Raw genomic sequence first — 16,206 nt, forward strand, 5'->3', positions numbered from 1 at the left:
GCCCGGATCACGGCTTGTCGTTGCCTCCGCGCAGGCCGAGTTCCTGGGCCAGGATGTCGAGCTTTTCCATCGCGCGGGCATCCGGGCTGAGGGCCATGCGACCGCGATCGAGGGCATGGCTCGCCTGCTGGCGTTCACCCAATACGCTGTACGAACGCACGAGACGCAGCCAATCATCCACCGTGCCGCCCTTCGAGGCGAGCCGCCGGTCGAGGCCGGCGACCATGCCGCGGATGGCGGCGTCCCGCTCGGGCGCCGGCATCGCCTTCACGGCAGCCACGGCGGCATCCGTCCCGGCGCGCTCTGCCGCATCGGCGGCGGTCACCGGCGGTACGGGCGCCGAAGCGAGGCCGAACTCGCGGGCGAGTTCGTCGAGCTTGGCTCCGGCTCCATCCTCGCTGCCGACCGCGTTCCGCGCCCGGTCGAGGGCCGCCTTCATCTTTTCGCGATCTCCCAGCACGCCGTAGGAACGGACGAGGCGGACCCATTCGTCGGCGGTGCCTCCCTTCTCGGTCAGGCGCCGGTCGAGCCCGTCGACCATGCCCCGGATCGCCGCGTCGCGATTGGCTGAGGGCATCGCCTGCAGGTCCGCCGCAGCGCTGGAATCGGGAGCCTTGGCGGCAGGACCGGGCTTGGCGGCCGTGGCCGGCGCCTCGCCGTTCAGGCGGGTGAGCGTCTCGCGCACCAGGGGCAGCCAGGGCGCATCGGCCGGGGCGCTCTCCATCAGGGTGGTCAGCTGGCGGACCGCGCCGGGGATGTCGCCCTCGAGTTCGGCGGCGCGCGCAAGGTAGAAACGCGGCTTGGCGGCGCCGGCATCGAGGCTCGCCGCGCGTTCGAAGATTTCCTTCGCCCGGGGCGTCACGGTCCCGTTGGCGCCGGCGACGAGGGCCTCGCCCCAATCGGAGAGACGCTGCGGCGACTCGCCGAGCAGGCGGGTCGCGGCCTCGTAGGCATGGGCCGCATCGTCGAACCGTCCGAGGCGGACATAGACCGGGGCGAGTACCGACCAGCCGCGGCCGTCGCTCGGATCGCTGGCGAGCCGCGCCTCGATCTGCCCGATGGCCTTGAGCATGTCCTGCCCGCCGGACTGCACCGCCTGCCGGTCGGAGGCCGTCTGGGACGGCATGTGCGGCGAGCCGTAGAGCCCGTAGGCGATGAGCGCCACGAGCGGGATCGTCGACAGTGCGAAGGCCGAGGCCGCGCGGCGCTGGCGCAGGGCGGGCTCGGCCATCCCATCGGAGACGGCTTCGGGGTTCTCCCGGCTGGCACGAAGGAGACGGCGGGCCGCCTCGGTGCGGGCCGCGTCGGCCTCGGCGGGTGCGATCAGCCCGCGCGTCAGGTCGCGCTCGATCTCGCGGAGCTGGTCCTCATAGAACGCGGTTTCGGTGGACAGCGCTCCGGCCGGAGGCGGGGGAGCGGCATCCGCCCGCCGTGCCTTGGACCACAGCGACATCGGCCAGAGCAATGCCAGCACGGTGCCCCCCGTCATCACCGCCAAAATGAACCAGATCGCCGTCATCGCACCCCAAACTCGCAGCATCGCATGTAAGCGCCGGACGAGCCTGAACGCAGGGACCGGTTCGGCGACACGGTGTCACGTGAACCTGTGCCGTGTCGGAAGTCGCCGACCCGAGGGGCACGCCCGTCTGAAACACCATTCGGGGCTTTTCGCATAGTCCGGCGCTCATCCGGCGCTGGCATTCGGTGCGTCTCCGGGCACCTCGATAACGGCCCGGACGCCGCCGAGCTGGGCTTCTTCCAGGCGGAAACGGCCACGATAGAGGGCCGCCAGATCGGCCACGATGGAGAGGCCGAGGCCCGAGCCGGGTTTGGTCTCGTCGAGCCTCTGTCCACGGCCCAGCACCGCCGCCCGGTCCTCCGGCTGCAGGCCCGGCCCGTCATCCTCGATGGAGACGAGAAGGTGGGGATAATGGTGCTCGCTCACCGTTTCCGCACGGATCGAGACGCGGCTGCGCGCCCATTTCGAGGCGTTGTCGACGAGGTTGCCGATCATCTCCTCGAAATCCTGGCGCTCGCCGCGAAAGCGCAGACCCGGCGGGACATGGACCTCGTAGGCGATGTCCTTGTCGCGGTAGATCTTGCCGAAGGTGCGCACGAGGCCCGCGAGCGCCGGCTCCACCTCGGTGGAGGTGCCAAGGGTGCCGGCCAAAGCCGCCGCCCGCGCCCGGTCGAGATGGTAGTTCACTTGGTCGCGCATCACCGCCGCCTGCTCGCGGATCTTCGCGGCGAGGTCGTCCGACGCGTCGCTGGCGCCGACCTCGTTGACGATGATCGATAGCGGCGTCTTCAGGGCGTGCGCGAGGTTGCCCACCTGCGTGCGCGCCCGCTCCAGGATCTCGCGGTTGGTCTCGATCAGGAGGTTCACCTCGCCGGCGAGAGGGGCGATGTCGCGGGGATACTCGCCGCCGATCCGGTCGGCCTCGCCTCGGCGGATCGCGCCGAGGGCCGTGCGGAGCTTGGCCAGGGGCGCCAGGCCGAAGCGGATCTGCAGCAGCGTCGTCAGCGCCAGGAACAGGCCGAGCAGGCCGAACGTCACCATCAGCGAGAAGCGGAAGCGGCCGACATCGTTCTCGATCTCGTCGGCCGGGCCGGCGACGCGCACGGTGTAGCGTCCCTCCTCGCCGAGATCGACGTCGCGCTCGATGATGCGTAGCGGCCGGTCGTCCTGGGCCTTGCCGTAGCCCTGGCGGATCTGGCCGATCCCGGCATTGTTGTCGGGCGTGCCGGCCGGCTTCAGCGGCACGCCCACGAGGGAGCGCGAGGTGCGCAGGTCGCGCGGGCGCGCATCCGGCCGCCCCACCTGCCAGTACCAGCCCGAGAGGGGCAGGTCGAAACGCGGGTCGCTCAGGTTGAAGGAGCGGCTCTCGGGATCGTTGGGGGAGACGAGATCGGTGGCGAGGTTGTTGGCATAGACGAGGAGCCGGCTGTCGAAGGAGCGCTCGGTGTTCTCACGGTAGAGCGTGGTGAGGATCCAGGCCGCGATCAGCAGGATCGCCGAACTCGCGATCAGAGCCGAGCCCGCCAGGCGCACGGCGATGGAGCGCCGCCGGAACGGCAGCCAGGAGGGAAAGGCGATCACACTCGTCTCGTCGTCATGATGGGGCGGCGGTCTCGCCCTGGTTGAAAGACGTGTCGTACCGTCTGTACCATCATCCGAATGGAGATGCGGCGATGGCCTTCGACATCGATGATCCCGAGACCGAACTGCTTGTGAGAACCCTGGCGGAGCGCTGGGGCGTTTCGTCCGACGAGGCGATCAGGCGTGCGGTTGCCCGCGAGTTACAAGAGACGTCACCGCAAGAGACGTCACGGATCCAGGTTCGGACCGTCGCCGAACTCGCCGATAGCGGAGAGGGCGTCGTGCGGCCCGGCGGATTGGACCGGCCGCGATGAGGCCGTTGGTGCCGAAGCAGGGCTGCCCGGCCGCTCGAACAGGCGGTTGTCCCACCAGCATGGCTGATGAAGCCCCACCGTAATCCTGCCGAAATCCGGATGGTCCGGGTTGATGAGGATATTGGTGCTCACGCGCGCCACGACGCTCGGGACGAACAGAAGCAGCGACCGGCGAGAGCGGTGCCAAGTTTCGCCGAAGGTCCGCGACGCGTTGCAATCGGGATGATCCCATCCCGGCACCGCAGGTTGGGACAGCACCTCGTAGGAGAGACCGGCCGATAGGAGGATCTCGACGTAGTGCTGGTTGGGTGGAAGCCGTCCGCTGCCGTGGACGAGCTTTTCGAGCATGGATGTGGAGTAGTCGGCCGATGCATAGATCATCGGGCTTGCCGGTGTGTTCCATCGGCCGGAGAAAAGGCGTGACCCCGTCGGATCGAAGATCGCGTACTCGCCGTCGGGATCCCCGATTCGATAGGCCTTCTGTGCCTGCGCGAGCGTCTGACCGCTCACGCAGCGGAGCCATATTTGAGCCGGCCGAGGACGGCCTCCACGCGTGGTCCGCCGAACTCGGATTCCAGCGCGACTTCGAGGGGCGGCCGGTTCTCGAGGAGAGGATGAGGGCGGTGAAGGAAGTCCCGCGCGGCGTCATCCGATTTCCAGACATCACGGGCCATCGCCCAGACCTTCGCCAGGCGCACCACCTTCGCACTCTCATGCGGGGTCAGCCTCGCCTTCGCCTCGGCGCGGCGGCGGTTGAGCGTAGCGCGTGCCACGAAGTTGAAGGCGAATGTCCGATCGTCGGGAGCGACGGCGGAGGCGAGCCGATCGACGGAAGCCACCGGCAACCCCGCCGTGACCTGCGCGATGACATTCGCGTCCGTGCTTTCGCCGGACCTCGGCCCCTCGAATCCCAGAACGTCGGCGACGGCTACTCCGCTGGGCATGTCGTAGCTCGCCATGTCTTGCTCCCATCTCAACTGAGCTGATTATAAGGCTCGTGTGAGATAGTGGAAAGAGAAGCCGAAGTTCTACCCCCTACACCCGCGGCGCGGGCTGGTTCGGGTCGACGAGGTAGCCGAGGCCGCGCACGGTCTGGATCAGGTCCACAGCGAGCTTCTTGCGGAGGCGCCCGACGAAGACCTCGATCGTGTTGGAATCCCTGTCGAAATCCTGGTCGTAGAGATGCTCCGTCAATTCGGCGCGGGACACCACGCGGCCGGTATGGTGCATCAGGTAGGCGAGCAGGCGGTATTCGTGGCTCGTGAGCTTGATCGGGTTGCCGTCCACATAGACGCGGCCCGAGCGGGTATCGAGCACGACCGGCCCGCAGGAAATCTGGCTCGTGGCGTGGCCGGTGGCACGGCGCAGGAGCGCACGCACGCGGGCCATCAGCTCCTCCATGTGGAAGGGCTTGGTCACGTAATCGTCGGCTCCGGCATCGAACCCGTCGACCTTGTCCGACCAGCGGTCGCGGGCGGTGAGGATGATGACCGGCGTCTTGATGCCGGCGCGGCGCCATTTCTGCAGCACGGTGACGCCGTCCGCCTTCGGCAGGCCCATGTCGAGGATGATCGCGTCGTAGGGTTCGCTCTCGCCGAGATAGGCGCCCTCTTCGCCGTCGAAGGCCTTGTCGGCGACGTAGCCGGCCTCCTCGAGCGCGCTGACCACTTGCCGGTTGATGTCCCGGTCATCCTCGACGACGAGCAGACGCACTGCGATTCACTCCCAAGATGAGGCGGCGGTGAAGCCCCCGTCGCGGAGAACGATAGGCGCCCCCGCCTTTATTTGCCGATAACCCGTCCGGTGGTGGCATCCACCAACACGTGGACGAACTGTCCGTCCCGGCGCAAGGCCGTCAGGAGATAGGCGAGGCCCTCCCCGTGCCGGCAGAGCCGGGCGCGCTGGATCTCGGCCCGGGAGATCACCGTCCTGGCGGCGCGGATCGCGGCCACCGGCTCGATCACCCGCTTGTCCGCCACCGCCTCGCGCAGGTCCGCCGGGCTGAGACAGCTCTCGCTCGGCGGGACCACGTGCATCGGCGCCGAGACCTCGGCCGTACCGGGCGTCATCGTCTCTTCCGCCAGCGTGCGAATCGGCCCCGTCGCGAAAGCCGCGACGGTCAGGCCGATGAACAGCAGGGCGAGGAGGATGCGCATGGGATGAGTCAATGGTCTTCGGGCACTGAATGCGCCCTGAATGCGGGTTCGGCCGGGCCCCGATCCCGAAGGATCGGATCGTGGCGCGGCGAGATGAGAGCGGGCAAGCCGATCGTGCCCCCTCCGGTTCCCGAAACGGGCGGTCACGAGCGGCCTTCGCCGCGGAGAACCGGAGGTTGCAGGCTCGCCCGCAAAGCGATGCCGAGGAGGCGGTGACAATCGACGTGCTCAAGGGCGGCCCTGCGCAGGCCGGTCATCGAGAGCTCGAATCCGGTCTCCGCCGCCCGGAGGCGACCGGAGGCGGCGCGCAGGCGCGGGGAGGGCGGGAAGAAGCGGGCGAGACGGTTCATCGGGGTGAGCTCCCATCCATGGGTAAAGGGGAACGGGCAAAGAAGCACGAGGCGCGATGAGCGCCGCGCGGAAGGAAAGCCTGGGCGTCATCGGCCCTCGTGGCGGGTTTCCGAGAGGCGGCGCAGGATTTCGTCGAACTTCTCCCGCGCCCGCTCGTCGCCGCGATCGACACCGCGCGAGATCTCGCCGGCCAGCCGGGACAGGTCTTCGAGCACGCGCGTGCGGCTCTCGATGGCCAGAGCCACGGCCGAGTTCGCCTGCGAGGCCCGTTCCAGAGCCGTCGCCGTGGCGCCGGCTTCGCCGATCCGGGCTTCCTGCGCCCGGCCCACCTCCCGGTAGAGATGCAGGCAGGCGAAGCCGAGAAGGGCGGCGACGATCCAGCCCGCGCCCTCCTCCGAGAACAGCAGGCGGGCGGCTTCGAGCGCGATCCTGTCCATGGGAATCTCCCCTCCGCTGCCCCGAATGGGCTTACCCATCTGCTGTTTCAGGCAGAGCGCGTCCCTCTCCCCCTTGTGGGGAGAGGCTAGGAGTGGGGGTGGCTCCGCCAGCCTCCGTAAGCTGAGGGTCGCCCAACCACCCCCACCTCCAACTCCCCCCACAAGCTCGACGGATCTCGGGCAAGCCCGAGATCCGCTGGGGAGGAGGGCAGGGTGGCGCAACCCGCGAGAAGTGTGACTATCGCAGCCCTCGGTCCACGGAACGCAGCTCAGGCCGGGGACACCGCGCCCTGTCCCGCCCGCAGGGCGTCGAGGGCGGGGGGCAGGGTGTTGCCGGTCGTGGCCTCCTCATCGAGGGGCAGGCTGCGGAAGACCTTCTCCGCGAGACCCTCCGCCCCGCCCGCCGCCGTCACCAGCCAGGCCGGCGCCTGGTCGAGGGCCCGTTGAACCGCGCGTGCGATCACGGCCGAGCCCACCGGCACCGACAAGGTCCGCCCGCGTACGGCGCCGGTTACGGCATTGATCGCGTAATCGCCGACATTGCGCACGAGACGCTCGACCAGGGTGGTCGTAATCAGGACCTGCAACGGGCCGGCGATCCGCGCCAATGCGGCGGTCGCCGCGGTGATCGCCAGGGGCACCAGGAAGGCGGTGACGATCTGGGCGAGGGCGATGGCGGCATCGCCCCAGGGCAGGAGGATGGCGGCTTCCGCCGTCGCCGCCATGCAGGGCGAGGCGGCGCAGGAGGAGAGCAGCACGGCAAGGCCGCCGAGGACGAGGAACGAGGGTTTCATGACGATCTCCGGGATGCGGCAGGGGGAGCGGGCTTTTCGGGATCAGGCCCCTGGGCCGAACAGGGCCCGGAGGGACGCCGTGAACCGAGCCCAGGCACTGGCGGGCGCGACGCTCCGCTGCGGCGGCGCGGTCCGAATCGAGGGCGTGCGGGGGAGGGGGCGGCGCTCGGAGCCGACGGCCGGGCCCGTCAGGAGTCCCGGCCCTGCTTCGGGTTGCTCCCGCGCCGGGCTCGCGGGCAGTGGGGTCGTCTCGGCCGGGCGCGGGATGACGGCGGGATCGGTGGAGCGGGCGCGCGGCAGGGATGCCGCGTAGGGCGTGCGGAACTGGTCGTATTCGGCCCTCCGGCGCGGGATCAGGGAGGCGGGCCGGTTCCACATCAGGATCGCCTCGGCGGCCCCCGCGCGGTCCCCGGCCTTCAGGCGGCGCACGACGGTCGAGCGCCGGAACGCGCCTTCGCCGATGTTGAAGCAGAGGGAGACCAGGGCATCGAAGGCATGGTCGGGCAGATCGCTTGGCACCACCGCCGCGACGGTGCGCACGAAGCGGCCGACATCGCGGGCGAAGACGGCGTCGCATTCCGCCGCGGTCAGACGCAGGCCCTGTGTCACCGCGGGCGGCCCCGCCGCGCTGGTATGGCCGATTCCGATGGTCCAGATGCCGACGGAATCGCGGTAGGCGTCGAGGCGCCGGCCTTCGCGGGCGACGAGCACGGCACTGCCGATGGCGCTGAGGTCCATGGTTCACTCCGGGTCTGGAACGGGGGAGGAGCGTCGTCCGGCGACGCGCGATCCGGGAGGACACCGCCTCCCGGGCGGTTCAGGGCACGGAGAGGCCCCAGAACGTCGTGTCGGCGGCGAGGATGCCGCCCTCGGCGCCGGCGAACTGCGCGAACACCTCCACGGTGTCGCCCGCCGCCAGGGCGAGGGTCGCCGTGAGGGCGAGGGTCGAGACGCCGTCGACCAGGCCGGTCACGCCCGCCCGGTGGCGCGGGGACGCCGCGCCGTTGCGGTAGAACCGGGCCTGGAGCGCGGTGGGCGCGGCGTTGCCGCTCTTGCGGAAGGCGAGGCCCGCGCCGAACGTGTAGGTGCCGGCCTCGGGGGCGACGAACCGGTTCGTCGCGGGCACGAACGCGCCCTGGTCGTTCACCTCGGCGGTGTTGAACGCCACCTTCGCCCAGGCGCCCGCCGGAATCGTCATGTCGGCGGCCATGGCGGCTGCGAACCGGGGCAGGTCGGTGAGGCGGGACCAGCGCGTCCCGTCATAGACCTTGAACGCGGTGGCGGTGCCGTCGAACAGGATCTGCCCGGGTGCGAGCCCTGCGCTCGGCGTGCCGGTGCGGGGGATGAGTTCGAGGGCGCCGTTGCCCCTGAACTTGACCACGGACCGGCGTGACCTCGTGCCGATGTCCGTCGTCTGGAAATCGACGAACGTGCCCTGCGCCGTGGCGGTGAAATCCTCTTCGGCGACACCGTTGAAGGTGACCATGTTGCCGGAGAACCCGCCCGCCGCATGGTAGCCACGGCCGAAGAAACCGAAGAACCGGTCTCCCGCGAGGATGCCCGTCGGGGCGGCCGGGGTGCCGCGGGCGATGCGCGTCGTGATGTTCACCACCGGCGCGCCCGGGCTGTAGCATTCGAGCTGGATCAGGGCGGCACTCGACGAGCCCGAGACGGAGACCGGAGCACCCGGCACCGGGCCGCCCGGCGACGCGGCCGAGCCGAAACCGACGAAGCCGTTATTCGCCTGGGCCCGCCAGGCATGGGCCCAGTTCGTCCCATCCGCCGAGACTTTCACGGACAGGCCATCGTCGGCGATCAGGCCGATCTCGGCGCGCGCCGAGAATCCGGTCTGGAGCAGCAGCGACAGGACGTTGGCCGTGGCCGCCTTGTTCAGGGCGAAGCGCAGGTCGCCGGTGCCGCCCTCCGCCGTGCCGCGCGCCGTCCACAGGGCCTTGTTGAGCTTGGCCGCGAACGGGTTCTCCGCATCCGCCTCGGTGCCGAGGCCGAGCAGGGCGAGGCTCTGCAGGGCCGAGATCGTGCGGGAGAGGGCGATCCAGGCGGCGCCGTCGAAACCATAGAACGCGTCCTCGTCGGCCAGATAGGCGAGCCACCCGGCCCTCGGCGCGAGGCCGTTCCAGACGCCGTCATGGAAATGGACGATGTGGCCGGAGAGGCCGGTCCAGGCGCCGGTGGGCGCGGCGTCGGCGACGAGGTAGCGGTCTCCCTCGGCGGGTGAGGCGGGCGGGGATGTCAGGTCCTTGTCGAGGCAGGCGAGTTGCACGAGGGTATCGAGGGCCGCCAGGGCCTCGTTATGGGTCACGTGCTTTCCCGCCTGCCCCGCCGCGATCAGCGGCAGGGCGAGGTTGGCCGTCATCTGCGACATGGTGGAGCTCCGGATCGGTGGGCGCTCAGGCGGAGCGCACGGGCAGGATGGCGCGGCGGCCGGGGCCGGGGCCGGTGAGCGCGCCGATCTGGGCGACGCTCACGTCGAGGCGGGTCTGCGTCGCGCCGAAATCGGCGCTCTCGTCGGAGCCGAGGTAGAGGAGCACCGGCTCGGTCGTCCGGGCGGTCCGGAGGGTCGATCCGTCCGGCGCGTGGATCGCGACCTCGTAGGTCTCGCCCGCCTCGTCATGCGGGATCTCCACCGGCTCCCAGCCATCCGCGTCCCGCCGCGCCCGGCGGATCCAGGCGAGCCGGATCCCGTCCGCTTCGCGGCGCGCGGTCAGGTGCACCGGCGCGAGGGGCCGGAGCGGCAGCAGGCCGGCGCTGGCCTGCAGCTCCACGTAGCTCGGATCGCCGGGGTCGCGGCCTGCGGGACCGATCCGGTAGCGGAAGGGCCGGCCGGCCTCGTCGAGCCGCTCCACGAGGGGGACGACCGCCCCGTCGTCGAGGCGCACGACGAGGCAGCCGGCCGGATTCGCGCGCCGGCTGAGATCCTCGCTCCCCATCAGGCCGCGCAGCAGGCGGCTGAGGCGGTAGGTACCGGGACCGATCAGTTCGGCGCCGGCCGCCGCGATGATCTCGACCCCGCCATCGCTGCCCACCAGGGCGAACAGGTTCCCGCCCGCCAGAACGTCGCTCTCCGCGATGGAGGAGAGGGCGCCGGCATGGCGCAGGCGCAGATCGAGCCGGGTCCCCCGGTCGAAGCGCCAGAGCGGTCCCGGCGGCAGCGGGGTCAGCGTCTCGCCGAGGCAGGCGGGGTAATCGACGATCCGGTGCAGGCCGAGCGGCCCGTCCGTGCCGGCGGAGCGCCAGACGGCCATCTCACCGGGCCAGGGATCGGCCGAGACGGCGAGATATTGGAGGATGGTCGGGCTGCCCCTGTCCACCGGCAGGTCGAGCACGCGGGCGAAGGGGCGCCCGGCCATGGATGGCGGCGGCCTGTGGGATTTCCCGTCGGGGCTGCGATAGGCGTCGCGGCGGAACCCCTGGGCCGGGACCGCACGGGTCTCGATCCGCCGCGCGCCGGCACTGTCGGCGATCCGCACGATCCGGTGGGGGAGCCGGGCCCCGGGCAGGGCCAGGAGGTCGCCCGGCACCAGGTCGATCCGGCGCGGGCTCACCGCGAAACCCGCGCTGTCGCGCCCGGCAATGGCCATGTCGAGGAGCGCCTCGGCCAGCGCTTCCGCGCTCTCCCGGCGCGTGACGATGGGGGCGTCGGCGTTGCTTTCGCGCCGTCTCAGGCCGGTGGGACGGATCGCCGAGGCGCTGGCTTTCCGGTAATCCGCGCTCTCCCCGTCGCAGAAGCCGAGGGTGAGCGCGCGCGGCAGCTCGGATTCTTCGGCGCGGACGAAGCTGAGCGGCGCCCGGTCCCGCTCCGTCAGCACCAGATCGGCGGCCGCGAGGGCGATCGGGCGCTCGCGGCGCGGGCCGCGAATGTCGAGCCTGCCGCCCACCGCCGAGACGTCGAGCCCGTAGACCCGGGCGAGCGGTTCCAAGGCGCCGCGCACCGACATCGGCCGGTCGATGACGTAGCCGTCGAGCCAGGCATCGGCGGCGATCCGGGCCGGCGCGGTGATGCCGAGATCGGCGAGGATCGCGCGGATCAGGCGGTCGAGCTCCAGCCCCTCGATCCGTCCTGTGATCCAATGACCCAGGGACCAGTTCTCCGCATCCGCCCAGACCGTGTCGAAATCCGGGAAGGCCGGGAAGGGCCGCGCGTCCCAGCACCAGACGAAGACGGAGCCGGGTGGCACCATCGGGCCGCCATAGACGGGCGAGACCGGGTTGTGAGCCGGCTCGAAACCCGGCAACGCTGCATCGAAGCGGGTCAGGATGGCGGTGAGACCACGGGCCTGGATCAAGTCGTCGCGAACATTGGCCGAGAAGGGCGGCGCGGCGTTCTCGGAGGATTTCGCGTCGGGGAAGACGTTGGGGCCGTTGGTGCCCCGGTCCACGGCGGGTACGCCGATCTCGGTGAGCCAGATCGGCTTGGATCGGGGAATCCAGGCGGTGGTGCCGGTCTCGACCCCGCCGTCCCGCTCACGATGCGGGTTCGACCACCAGGAGACGAGATCCTTGGCCCGGTAGATCCAGGGCTTGGCCGCCGCGCCGTCGGTGATCGGCGTGCGCCGTTGTGCGCGCCGGTCGGCCTCGTCGGCATAGTACCAGTCGAAGGCCTCGCCGGCCCCGAGGCGGCGCTTGAGATAGGCCGTGTCGTAGAGGCTGTCGGTTTCGGCGAGGTCGGCATGGTCCTCGCCGTCGCGCCAGTCGCTGATCGGCGGGTAATAGTCGATGCCCACCGCCGCGATGGCGGGATCGGCGAAGAGCGCGTCGAGAGGAAAGCGCACGGTGGCCCCGCCGTCGCGGACATGGGCGCCGTATTCGGTCCAGTCGGCCGCGTAGACCAGGGCCACGCCGGCCCCGAGGCGGGCGCGCACCTCCTGAGCCAGCGCCGTGAACGCCTCCACGGCCGGATAGCGCCCGGCCTCGCCCCGCACGCGGGTGAGGCTCGGGAACTCGCTGCCGATGATGAAGCCGGAGAGCGAAACGCCGTCGGCCGCCCAGCCGGCGGCGAGGTCGGCGTAATGGAGAAGGAAACGGCGATAGCCGTCCGGGTTCTGGAAGAAGGCCGCGACCTGCGCGGACGCAGCGGCGGTCCCGTCCGGGCTTCCGGGCTGGCCGGGGGCCGGCGCGCAGGTGATGCGGCCCCGCCAGGGATAGGGCGGCTGATGGAGCGCGCCCGCGTCGCGCGGATCGGGCAGGCCGTTGCCGGCGGGCACGTCCATCATCACGAACGGGTAGAGCACGACCTCGAGACCGCGGCGGCGCAACTCGGCGACGAGGCGGCCGAGCCCCGCATCGGAGGGCGTGCCGCCATAGGCCGCACCTCCCATGGGCGCGGTCGAGACCGTTTCCACCTCATCGCGGGCCAGCCCGGCGACGCTCCATGTGTCGCCGAGGGTCGCCTTGTCCGGCCGGTCGACCTTGGGCGTCACCGTGCATCGGCCCGCGCGCAGGTCGCTGCCGAACCAGCTCGCCACCACCGAGACGCGGGCGAGGCGCGGGCACAGGGCCTGGAGCGCATCGAGGGAAGCGGTGACGTCGCTCGCCACCTGGAACTGGAACCGGTTGGCGGCCCGCGTGGTGCCGAAACCCGCATCCTCGGTGACGAGGCGGGGGTCGAGGCCGAACTCCGTCGAGCCGGGGATGAGGCAGACGGCGCGGACCATCCCGGCGAGCCCCTCGACGGGGCGGATCACCTCGAAGGCCAGCTGCGGCACCCGGTTGCCGAACTCGGCGAGCGCCAGACGCTCGAACACCATATAGGCGAGGCCGCGATAGGCCGGGGCTCGTTCCGCGCCCTCCTTGGCGACGATCAACGGATCGGGCGCCTGGTCGGCCCCGCCCCGGTGCAGCCGGTAATTCAGAGTGGTGAGGTCGATCTCGCGGCCATCGGCCCAGACCCGGCGGACATGGGCTATCTCGCCTTCGCACAGCCCCACCGCGAGGTCGGCGAAATACGCGTAGGTCGTGGTCACGGTCTTCTGGCCGGCGCCGCCCTTGCCCCCGGACGCGGCGCGCTGGACGCTGGTATTGGCCACCTCCAGCGGGCGCGTCGCCCAGATCAGGGTGCCGCCCACTTTGGCGCGGCCATAGACCCGCTTGATCGGCTCGCCCTCCGTGGAGGACAACCCGGCCACATCGGTCAGGCGCGGGCCTTCGACGAAGCGCGGCCCGGCCCGCGCTCCGAACAGGCCGCTGTCGATCGCACCACCGGCCACGGCGCCGAGCGTGCCGAGCACGGCCCCGCCGATCGGCCCGCCGAGCGCGGTCCCGAGGGCCGCCCCGGCTGTCTGCAGGATGAGCGTGGCCATGCGGGAGGGCTCCGGGAGGGAGGGGATGTGTTTGCGCGGCCGCTCTCCTTGGCTCGCCATACAAAATCTTGTATAGAGAGGCGTGGCAGAGCGATGCAAAGACGTTGTGTTTGTCGGTAACTCGCTCGATCAGCTCCGGGCGTTTCCGCTTTCGGCTAGGCGCAAGGCTGGACACCAGCTCGACAGAGTGCAGTCGGGTCACGAACCCGATGATTGGAAGCCGATGACTTCAATCGGAGTTGGTGTCCGAGAGATTCGCCTGCACGAGGCGACGGGAGCCTACCGGGTCATCTACATCGCCAAGCTGGCGGACGCCGTCTTCGTCTTGCATTGTTTCAAGAAGGCGACACAGAAAACGAGTCCCAAGGACATCGCGGTCGCCAAAAGCCGCTACGAGACTTTGATCAGGGACATGACACGATGATCGGACAGGCATTTTCGAGCGTCTGGGACGCGATCGAGGACAGTTCGGCCGAGGCCGAAAACATGAAGCTTCGCTCTTCGCTCATGATCGCTTTGCAGAACCACATCGTGGGCGAAGGTTTGAGCCAGACTGAGGCCGCCAAAATTCTCGGTGTGACGCAGCCGCGCATCTCGGATCTGATGCGTGGCAAGATCGATCTGTTCGCAATCGATTCCCTCGTGAACATGCTGGGCGCGGTCGGTCTTCACGTCGAGATGCGCGTCAGCAAGGCAGCCTAAGTTTCCGAGGTGGGAACGCATCCGGAAACCGGAACATATGCGCCAAGTGACGGCGCCACCATCGCGTGAGGGTGACTTCCGTCACCGCCGCGCCGTCATGGGCGTGGATCATCGTCCCGGCTCCGCTCGCGATCGCGCAGTGTTTTGCCGGCAAATGAGAGCGGAAGGCGAAGAGCAGGACGTCGCCTGCTTTCGGTGTGTAGCTGCTCAGAGGATCGTGCATGGCGGCGAGATGGCGGCGGGCGGCCTCCGCCATCGGGTCGCTGCCGGGGAGAGCGGATTCCGCTCAGGACGCGGAATAGGGCGGCGCGGCTTCGGGCTCCGGCCCTAGGAGCCCGCGCCAGATTCCTCGGACCAACCCGAGGCAATCGCAGCCGACGCCCTTGAGCGAGGCCTGATGCCGGTAGGGCGTGCCGATCCAGGCCCGTGCCTCGGCGACGATCCGGTCGGAGCTTGGCATAAGTAAGTCCTTTGCCGGCTCAACGGAACAGGCTGCCGCCGTCGAGGGCGGTACTGGAGCCGGGGATGGCGCTGATGACGAAATCGTTGCCGGGCATGTGGGGGAATCCCTGGAAGTTCACCGCATTGGCGAAGACCGCCGCACAGGTGGAGAGGCGCTTGTCGCAGCCGGCCGTCAGGGTGAACCGGTCCCCGGCGGCCATGGCGCGGGGCGGCTCCTGCCAAAGTTCGATCCGGACGCCGCCCTCGGCCTGACGGTGCGCCCGGACGTCGTTGGCGAGGCCGGCATTCGCGCCCGAATCCCAGCTGAGCCGTCCGCCCGTGAAGGTGCCCTCGGCGAAAATCCCCGCCAGGGTGGCTGGCATGTCGCCCGGTGTCGCCGGCGCGAGAACGGTCCCGGTGGTGCGGTAGCGCGGATCGGCGAGGTCGACGCGGCAGCGTGCATCGCCGAGATCCGCGCCGCAGGTGGCGCGGAAGGTCCGGCCGCGCTCCTCGTCGAGGCGGTCCATCAGCCCGCGCAGTTCCGCCACGAAGGCGGTGCCCGCCCGGCGGATCTCGCCGATGGTCCCGACATCGAGGAGGAGCCGCGTCCCCGAATCGGTCCAATCCACGAGCCAGGTCTCGATGCCGGCCGCGTCGTAGAGCCCGCCCGCCACGTCCGCTTCGGCGATACCGAGCGAGGTCAGCGCCCCGGCGACCTCGCCGCCGCCCACCGCGAAACCGAGCTCCGCGCTCGCCTCGGCGGCCTCTAACCCCGAGCGCGCCGCGAAGGTGATGCCGGAGAAGGCGAGGTCGCGGTCATGGTCGGTGAAGCCGAGGGTGAGGCCATCGCGCCGGGTCAGAGACCAGCAATGGCACAGGGTGGTGGACCCGCCGGCGAGATGCGCGGCGAGGGCGGCGGGGATGTCGCACATGAATCCAAGCTCCGGTCAGGGCACGATCTCGATGAGCGGCACGTTCGGGATGTCGCCGGCGCTGAAGGCCTGGAGGTCCACGCTGAGATCGTCGGTGTCGAAACGGACGGGCACGTCGAACCAGAACCCCGCCGTCACCGGCGCGCCCGGGGCGGGGGCCGTCGCCAGGGTCACGAGCCCCGTGGTGCCGTCACAGGTGAAGGAAGAGGGTGGCCGCTCGACACCGGCCACGGCTACCCGCACGGTCTCCGCCACCGGCTTGGCGATGAGGCGGCGATAGGGCAGCGGCCCGGTGCCGTAGGTCTTTGCGAGGGCAAACACCCGCGTCGCGCCGTCGCCGAGGCCGAGAGGCTGGTCGCCCGGCCCCACCGCTTGGCTCGGCGGCTCCGAGCGATGGTCGATCCGGTCGCGATAGCGGAAGCCGTAGAGGCGCCCGCGCCGTTCCTCGAAGAAGGCCAGGACCGCATGCAGGGCGTCGAGGGTGCGGATGCCGAGGCCCGCATCGTAGCGCCGCCGCGAATCGGCCCAGCGGCTGTTGCGGTGCTCGCGCCCCGAGGCGAGGGTCACGATTTCGGTGAGCCGGCTCGGCCCGCCGCTGCCGCGCAGGGCCACGTCGAGGGGAAAGCGGACCTCGTGGAAATCACCGGCCATGGCGGGCCTCC

At 70.5% G+C, this 16,206-nt stretch carries 16 protein-coding genes and 2 pseudogenes; 3 read left to right on the forward strand and 15 right to left on the reverse strand.

All coding sequences use genetic code 11. The features are described 5' to 3' along the window. Positions 1-7: 7 nt before the first annotated feature. Positions 8-1,519 (reverse strand): c-type cytochrome biogenesis protein CcmI, encoded by a 1,512-nt coding sequence (ccmI, locus tag ACYQML_RS05670; protein ID WP_461234964.1) that lies wholly within the window; start codon positions 1,517-1,519, stop codon positions 8-10. 165 nt (positions 1,520-1,684) lie between these two features. Then, positions 1,685-3,100, reverse strand: coding sequence for a sensor histidine kinase (locus ACYQML_RS05675; RefSeq protein ID WP_207410809.1), 1,416 nt, complete (start codon positions 3,098-3,100; stop codon positions 1,685-1,687). 92 nt (positions 3,101-3,192) lie between these two features. Here ACYQML_RS05675 and ACYQML_RS05680 point away from each other — a divergent pair, with 92 nt between their 5' ends. Then, positions 3,193-3,414, forward strand: a complete 222-nt coding sequence (locus ACYQML_RS05680) for a type II toxin-antitoxin system VapB family antitoxin (RefSeq protein WP_082470591.1) — start codon at positions 3,193-3,195, stop codon at positions 3,412-3,414. 36 nt (positions 3,415-3,450) lie between these two features. Here ACYQML_RS05680 and ACYQML_RS05685 read toward each other — a convergent pair. The 10 genes and pseudogenes from ACYQML_RS05685 to ACYQML_RS05730 all read right to left on the reverse strand — a co-directional run. Then, a pseudogene (locus tag ACYQML_RS05685) lies at positions 3,451-3,924 on the reverse strand (RES family NAD+ phosphorylase); the annotation flags it as partial. Next, positions 3,921-4,373, reverse strand: a complete 453-nt coding sequence (locus ACYQML_RS05690) for an antitoxin Xre/MbcA/ParS toxin-binding domain-containing protein (protein ID WP_207410812.1) — start codon at positions 4,371-4,373, stop codon at positions 3,921-3,923. The pseudogene ACYQML_RS05685 and the gene ACYQML_RS05690, both read right to left, overlap by 4 nt. Before the next feature lie 76 nt (positions 4,374-4,449). Beyond that, complete coding sequence (locus ACYQML_RS05695) at positions 4,450-5,127, reverse strand: response regulator transcription factor (RefSeq protein ID WP_056143225.1); 678 nt, start codon at positions 5,125-5,127, stop codon at positions 4,450-4,452. 68 nt (positions 5,128-5,195) lie between these two features. Then, complete coding sequence (locus ACYQML_RS05700; protein WP_056426845.1) at positions 5,196-5,570, reverse strand: PepSY domain-containing protein; 375 nt, start codon at positions 5,568-5,570, stop codon at positions 5,196-5,198. Positions 5,571-5,713: 143 nt separating this feature from the next. Continuing rightward, complete coding sequence (locus tag ACYQML_RS05705; RefSeq protein WP_461234965.1) at positions 5,714-5,920, reverse strand: hypothetical protein; 207 nt, start codon at positions 5,918-5,920, stop codon at positions 5,714-5,716. An 87-nt stretch (positions 5,921-6,007) separates the two neighbouring features. Beyond that, positions 6,008-6,358: a hypothetical protein gene (locus ACYQML_RS05710; protein WP_056426839.1), complete on the reverse strand. Its 351-nt coding sequence runs from the start codon at positions 6,356-6,358 to the stop codon at positions 6,008-6,010. Between the two features lie 269 nt (positions 6,359-6,627). Next, entirely contained in the window at positions 6,628-7,152 is a 525-nt protein-coding gene (locus tag ACYQML_RS05715; protein WP_461234966.1) for a hypothetical protein, read from the reverse strand. 42 nt (positions 7,153-7,194) lie between these two features. After that, positions 7,195-7,890 (reverse strand): lysozyme, encoded by a 696-nt coding sequence (locus tag ACYQML_RS05720; protein WP_461234967.1) that lies wholly within the window; start codon positions 7,888-7,890, stop codon positions 7,195-7,197. 79 nt (positions 7,891-7,969) lie between these two features. Beyond that, positions 7,970-9,535: a DUF2793 domain-containing protein gene (locus tag ACYQML_RS05725; RefSeq protein WP_461234968.1), complete on the reverse strand. Its 1,566-nt coding sequence runs from the start codon at positions 9,533-9,535 to the stop codon at positions 7,970-7,972. Between the two features lie 25 nt (positions 9,536-9,560). Then, on the reverse strand, positions 9,561-13,469 hold the full coding sequence (locus ACYQML_RS05730; RefSeq protein WP_461234969.1) for a baseplate multidomain protein megatron: 3,909 nt from the start codon (positions 13,467-13,469) through the stop codon (positions 9,561-9,563). A gap of 106 nt (positions 13,470-13,575) precedes the next feature. Between ACYQML_RS05730 and ACYQML_RS05735 the strand changes: the two genes are divergently transcribed. Continuing rightward, on the forward strand, positions 13,576-13,893 hold the full coding sequence (locus ACYQML_RS05735; protein ID WP_207411006.1) for a type II toxin-antitoxin system RelE/ParE family toxin: 318 nt from the start codon (positions 13,576-13,578) through the stop codon (positions 13,891-13,893). Next, positions 13,800-14,171: a helix-turn-helix domain-containing protein gene (locus ACYQML_RS05740; RefSeq protein WP_461234970.1), complete on the forward strand. Its 372-nt coding sequence runs from the start codon at positions 13,800-13,802 to the stop codon at positions 14,169-14,171. Before ACYQML_RS05735 ends, ACYQML_RS05740 begins: the two co-directional genes overlap by 94 nt. Here the strand turns inward: ACYQML_RS05740 and ACYQML_RS05745 are convergent. The 3 genes and pseudogenes from ACYQML_RS05745 to ACYQML_RS05755 form a co-directional block, all read right to left on the reverse strand. Further along, positions 14,155-14,631: pseudogene (locus ACYQML_RS05745) on the reverse strand (NlpC/P60 family protein). The gene ACYQML_RS05740 and the pseudogene ACYQML_RS05745 overlap by 17 nt on opposite strands. Before the next feature lie 19 nt (positions 14,632-14,650). Further along, positions 14,651-15,544, reverse strand: a complete 894-nt coding sequence (locus tag ACYQML_RS05750) for a DUF2163 domain-containing protein (RefSeq protein WP_461234971.1) — start codon at positions 15,542-15,544, stop codon at positions 14,651-14,653. A 15-nt stretch (positions 15,545-15,559) separates the two neighbouring features. Next, positions 15,560-16,195: a phage distal tail protein, Rcc01695 family gene (locus tag ACYQML_RS05755; protein WP_461234972.1), complete on the reverse strand. Its 636-nt coding sequence runs from the start codon at positions 16,193-16,195 to the stop codon at positions 15,560-15,562. Positions 16,196-16,206 lie beyond the last annotated feature (11 nt).

This window comes from Methylobacterium sp. CM6244 (assembly GCF_054817885.1).

Coding starts and splice junctions, on each gene's coding strand:
- ccmI (WP_461234964.1), bottom strand. CDS start 1,519: ATGACGGCGATCTGGTTCATTTTGGCGGTGATGACGGGGGGCACCGTG.
- ACYQML_RS05680 (WP_082470591.1), top strand. CDS start 3,193: ATGGCCTTCGACATCGATGATCCCGAGACCGAACTGCTTGTGAGAACC.
- ACYQML_RS05690 (WP_207410812.1), bottom strand. CDS start 4,373: ATGGCGAGCTACGACATGCCCAGCGGAGTAGCCGTCGCCGACGTTCTG.
- ACYQML_RS05700 (WP_056426845.1), bottom strand. CDS start 5,570: ATGCGCATCCTCCTCGCCCTGCTGTTCATCGGCCTGACCGTCGCGGCT.
- ACYQML_RS05705 (WP_461234965.1), bottom strand. CDS start 5,920: ATGAACCGTCTCGCCCGCTTCTTCCCGCCCTCCCCGCGCCTGCGCGCC.
- ACYQML_RS05710 (WP_056426839.1), bottom strand. CDS start 6,358: ATGGACAGGATCGCGCTCGAAGCCGCCCGCCTGCTGTTCTCGGAGGAG.
- ACYQML_RS05715 (WP_461234966.1), bottom strand. CDS start 7,152: ATGAAACCCTCGTTCCTCGTCCTCGGCGGCCTTGCCGTGCTGCTCTCC.
- ACYQML_RS05720 (WP_461234967.1), bottom strand. CDS start 7,890: ATGGACCTCAGCGCCATCGGCAGTGCCGTGCTCGTCGCCCGCGAAGGC.
- ACYQML_RS05725 (WP_461234968.1), bottom strand. CDS start 9,535: ATGTCGCAGATGACGGCCAACCTCGCCCTGCCGCTGATCGCGGCGGGG.
- ACYQML_RS05730 (WP_461234969.1), bottom strand. CDS start 13,469: ATGGCCACGCTCATCCTGCAGACAGCCGGGGCGGCCCTCGGGACCGCG.
- ACYQML_RS05750 (WP_461234971.1), bottom strand. CDS start 15,544: ATGTGCGACATCCCCGCCGCCCTCGCCGCGCATCTCGCCGGCGGGTCC.
- ACYQML_RS05755 (WP_461234972.1), bottom strand. CDS start 16,195: ATGGCCGGTGATTTCCACGAGGTCCGCTTTCCCCTCGACGTGGCCCTG.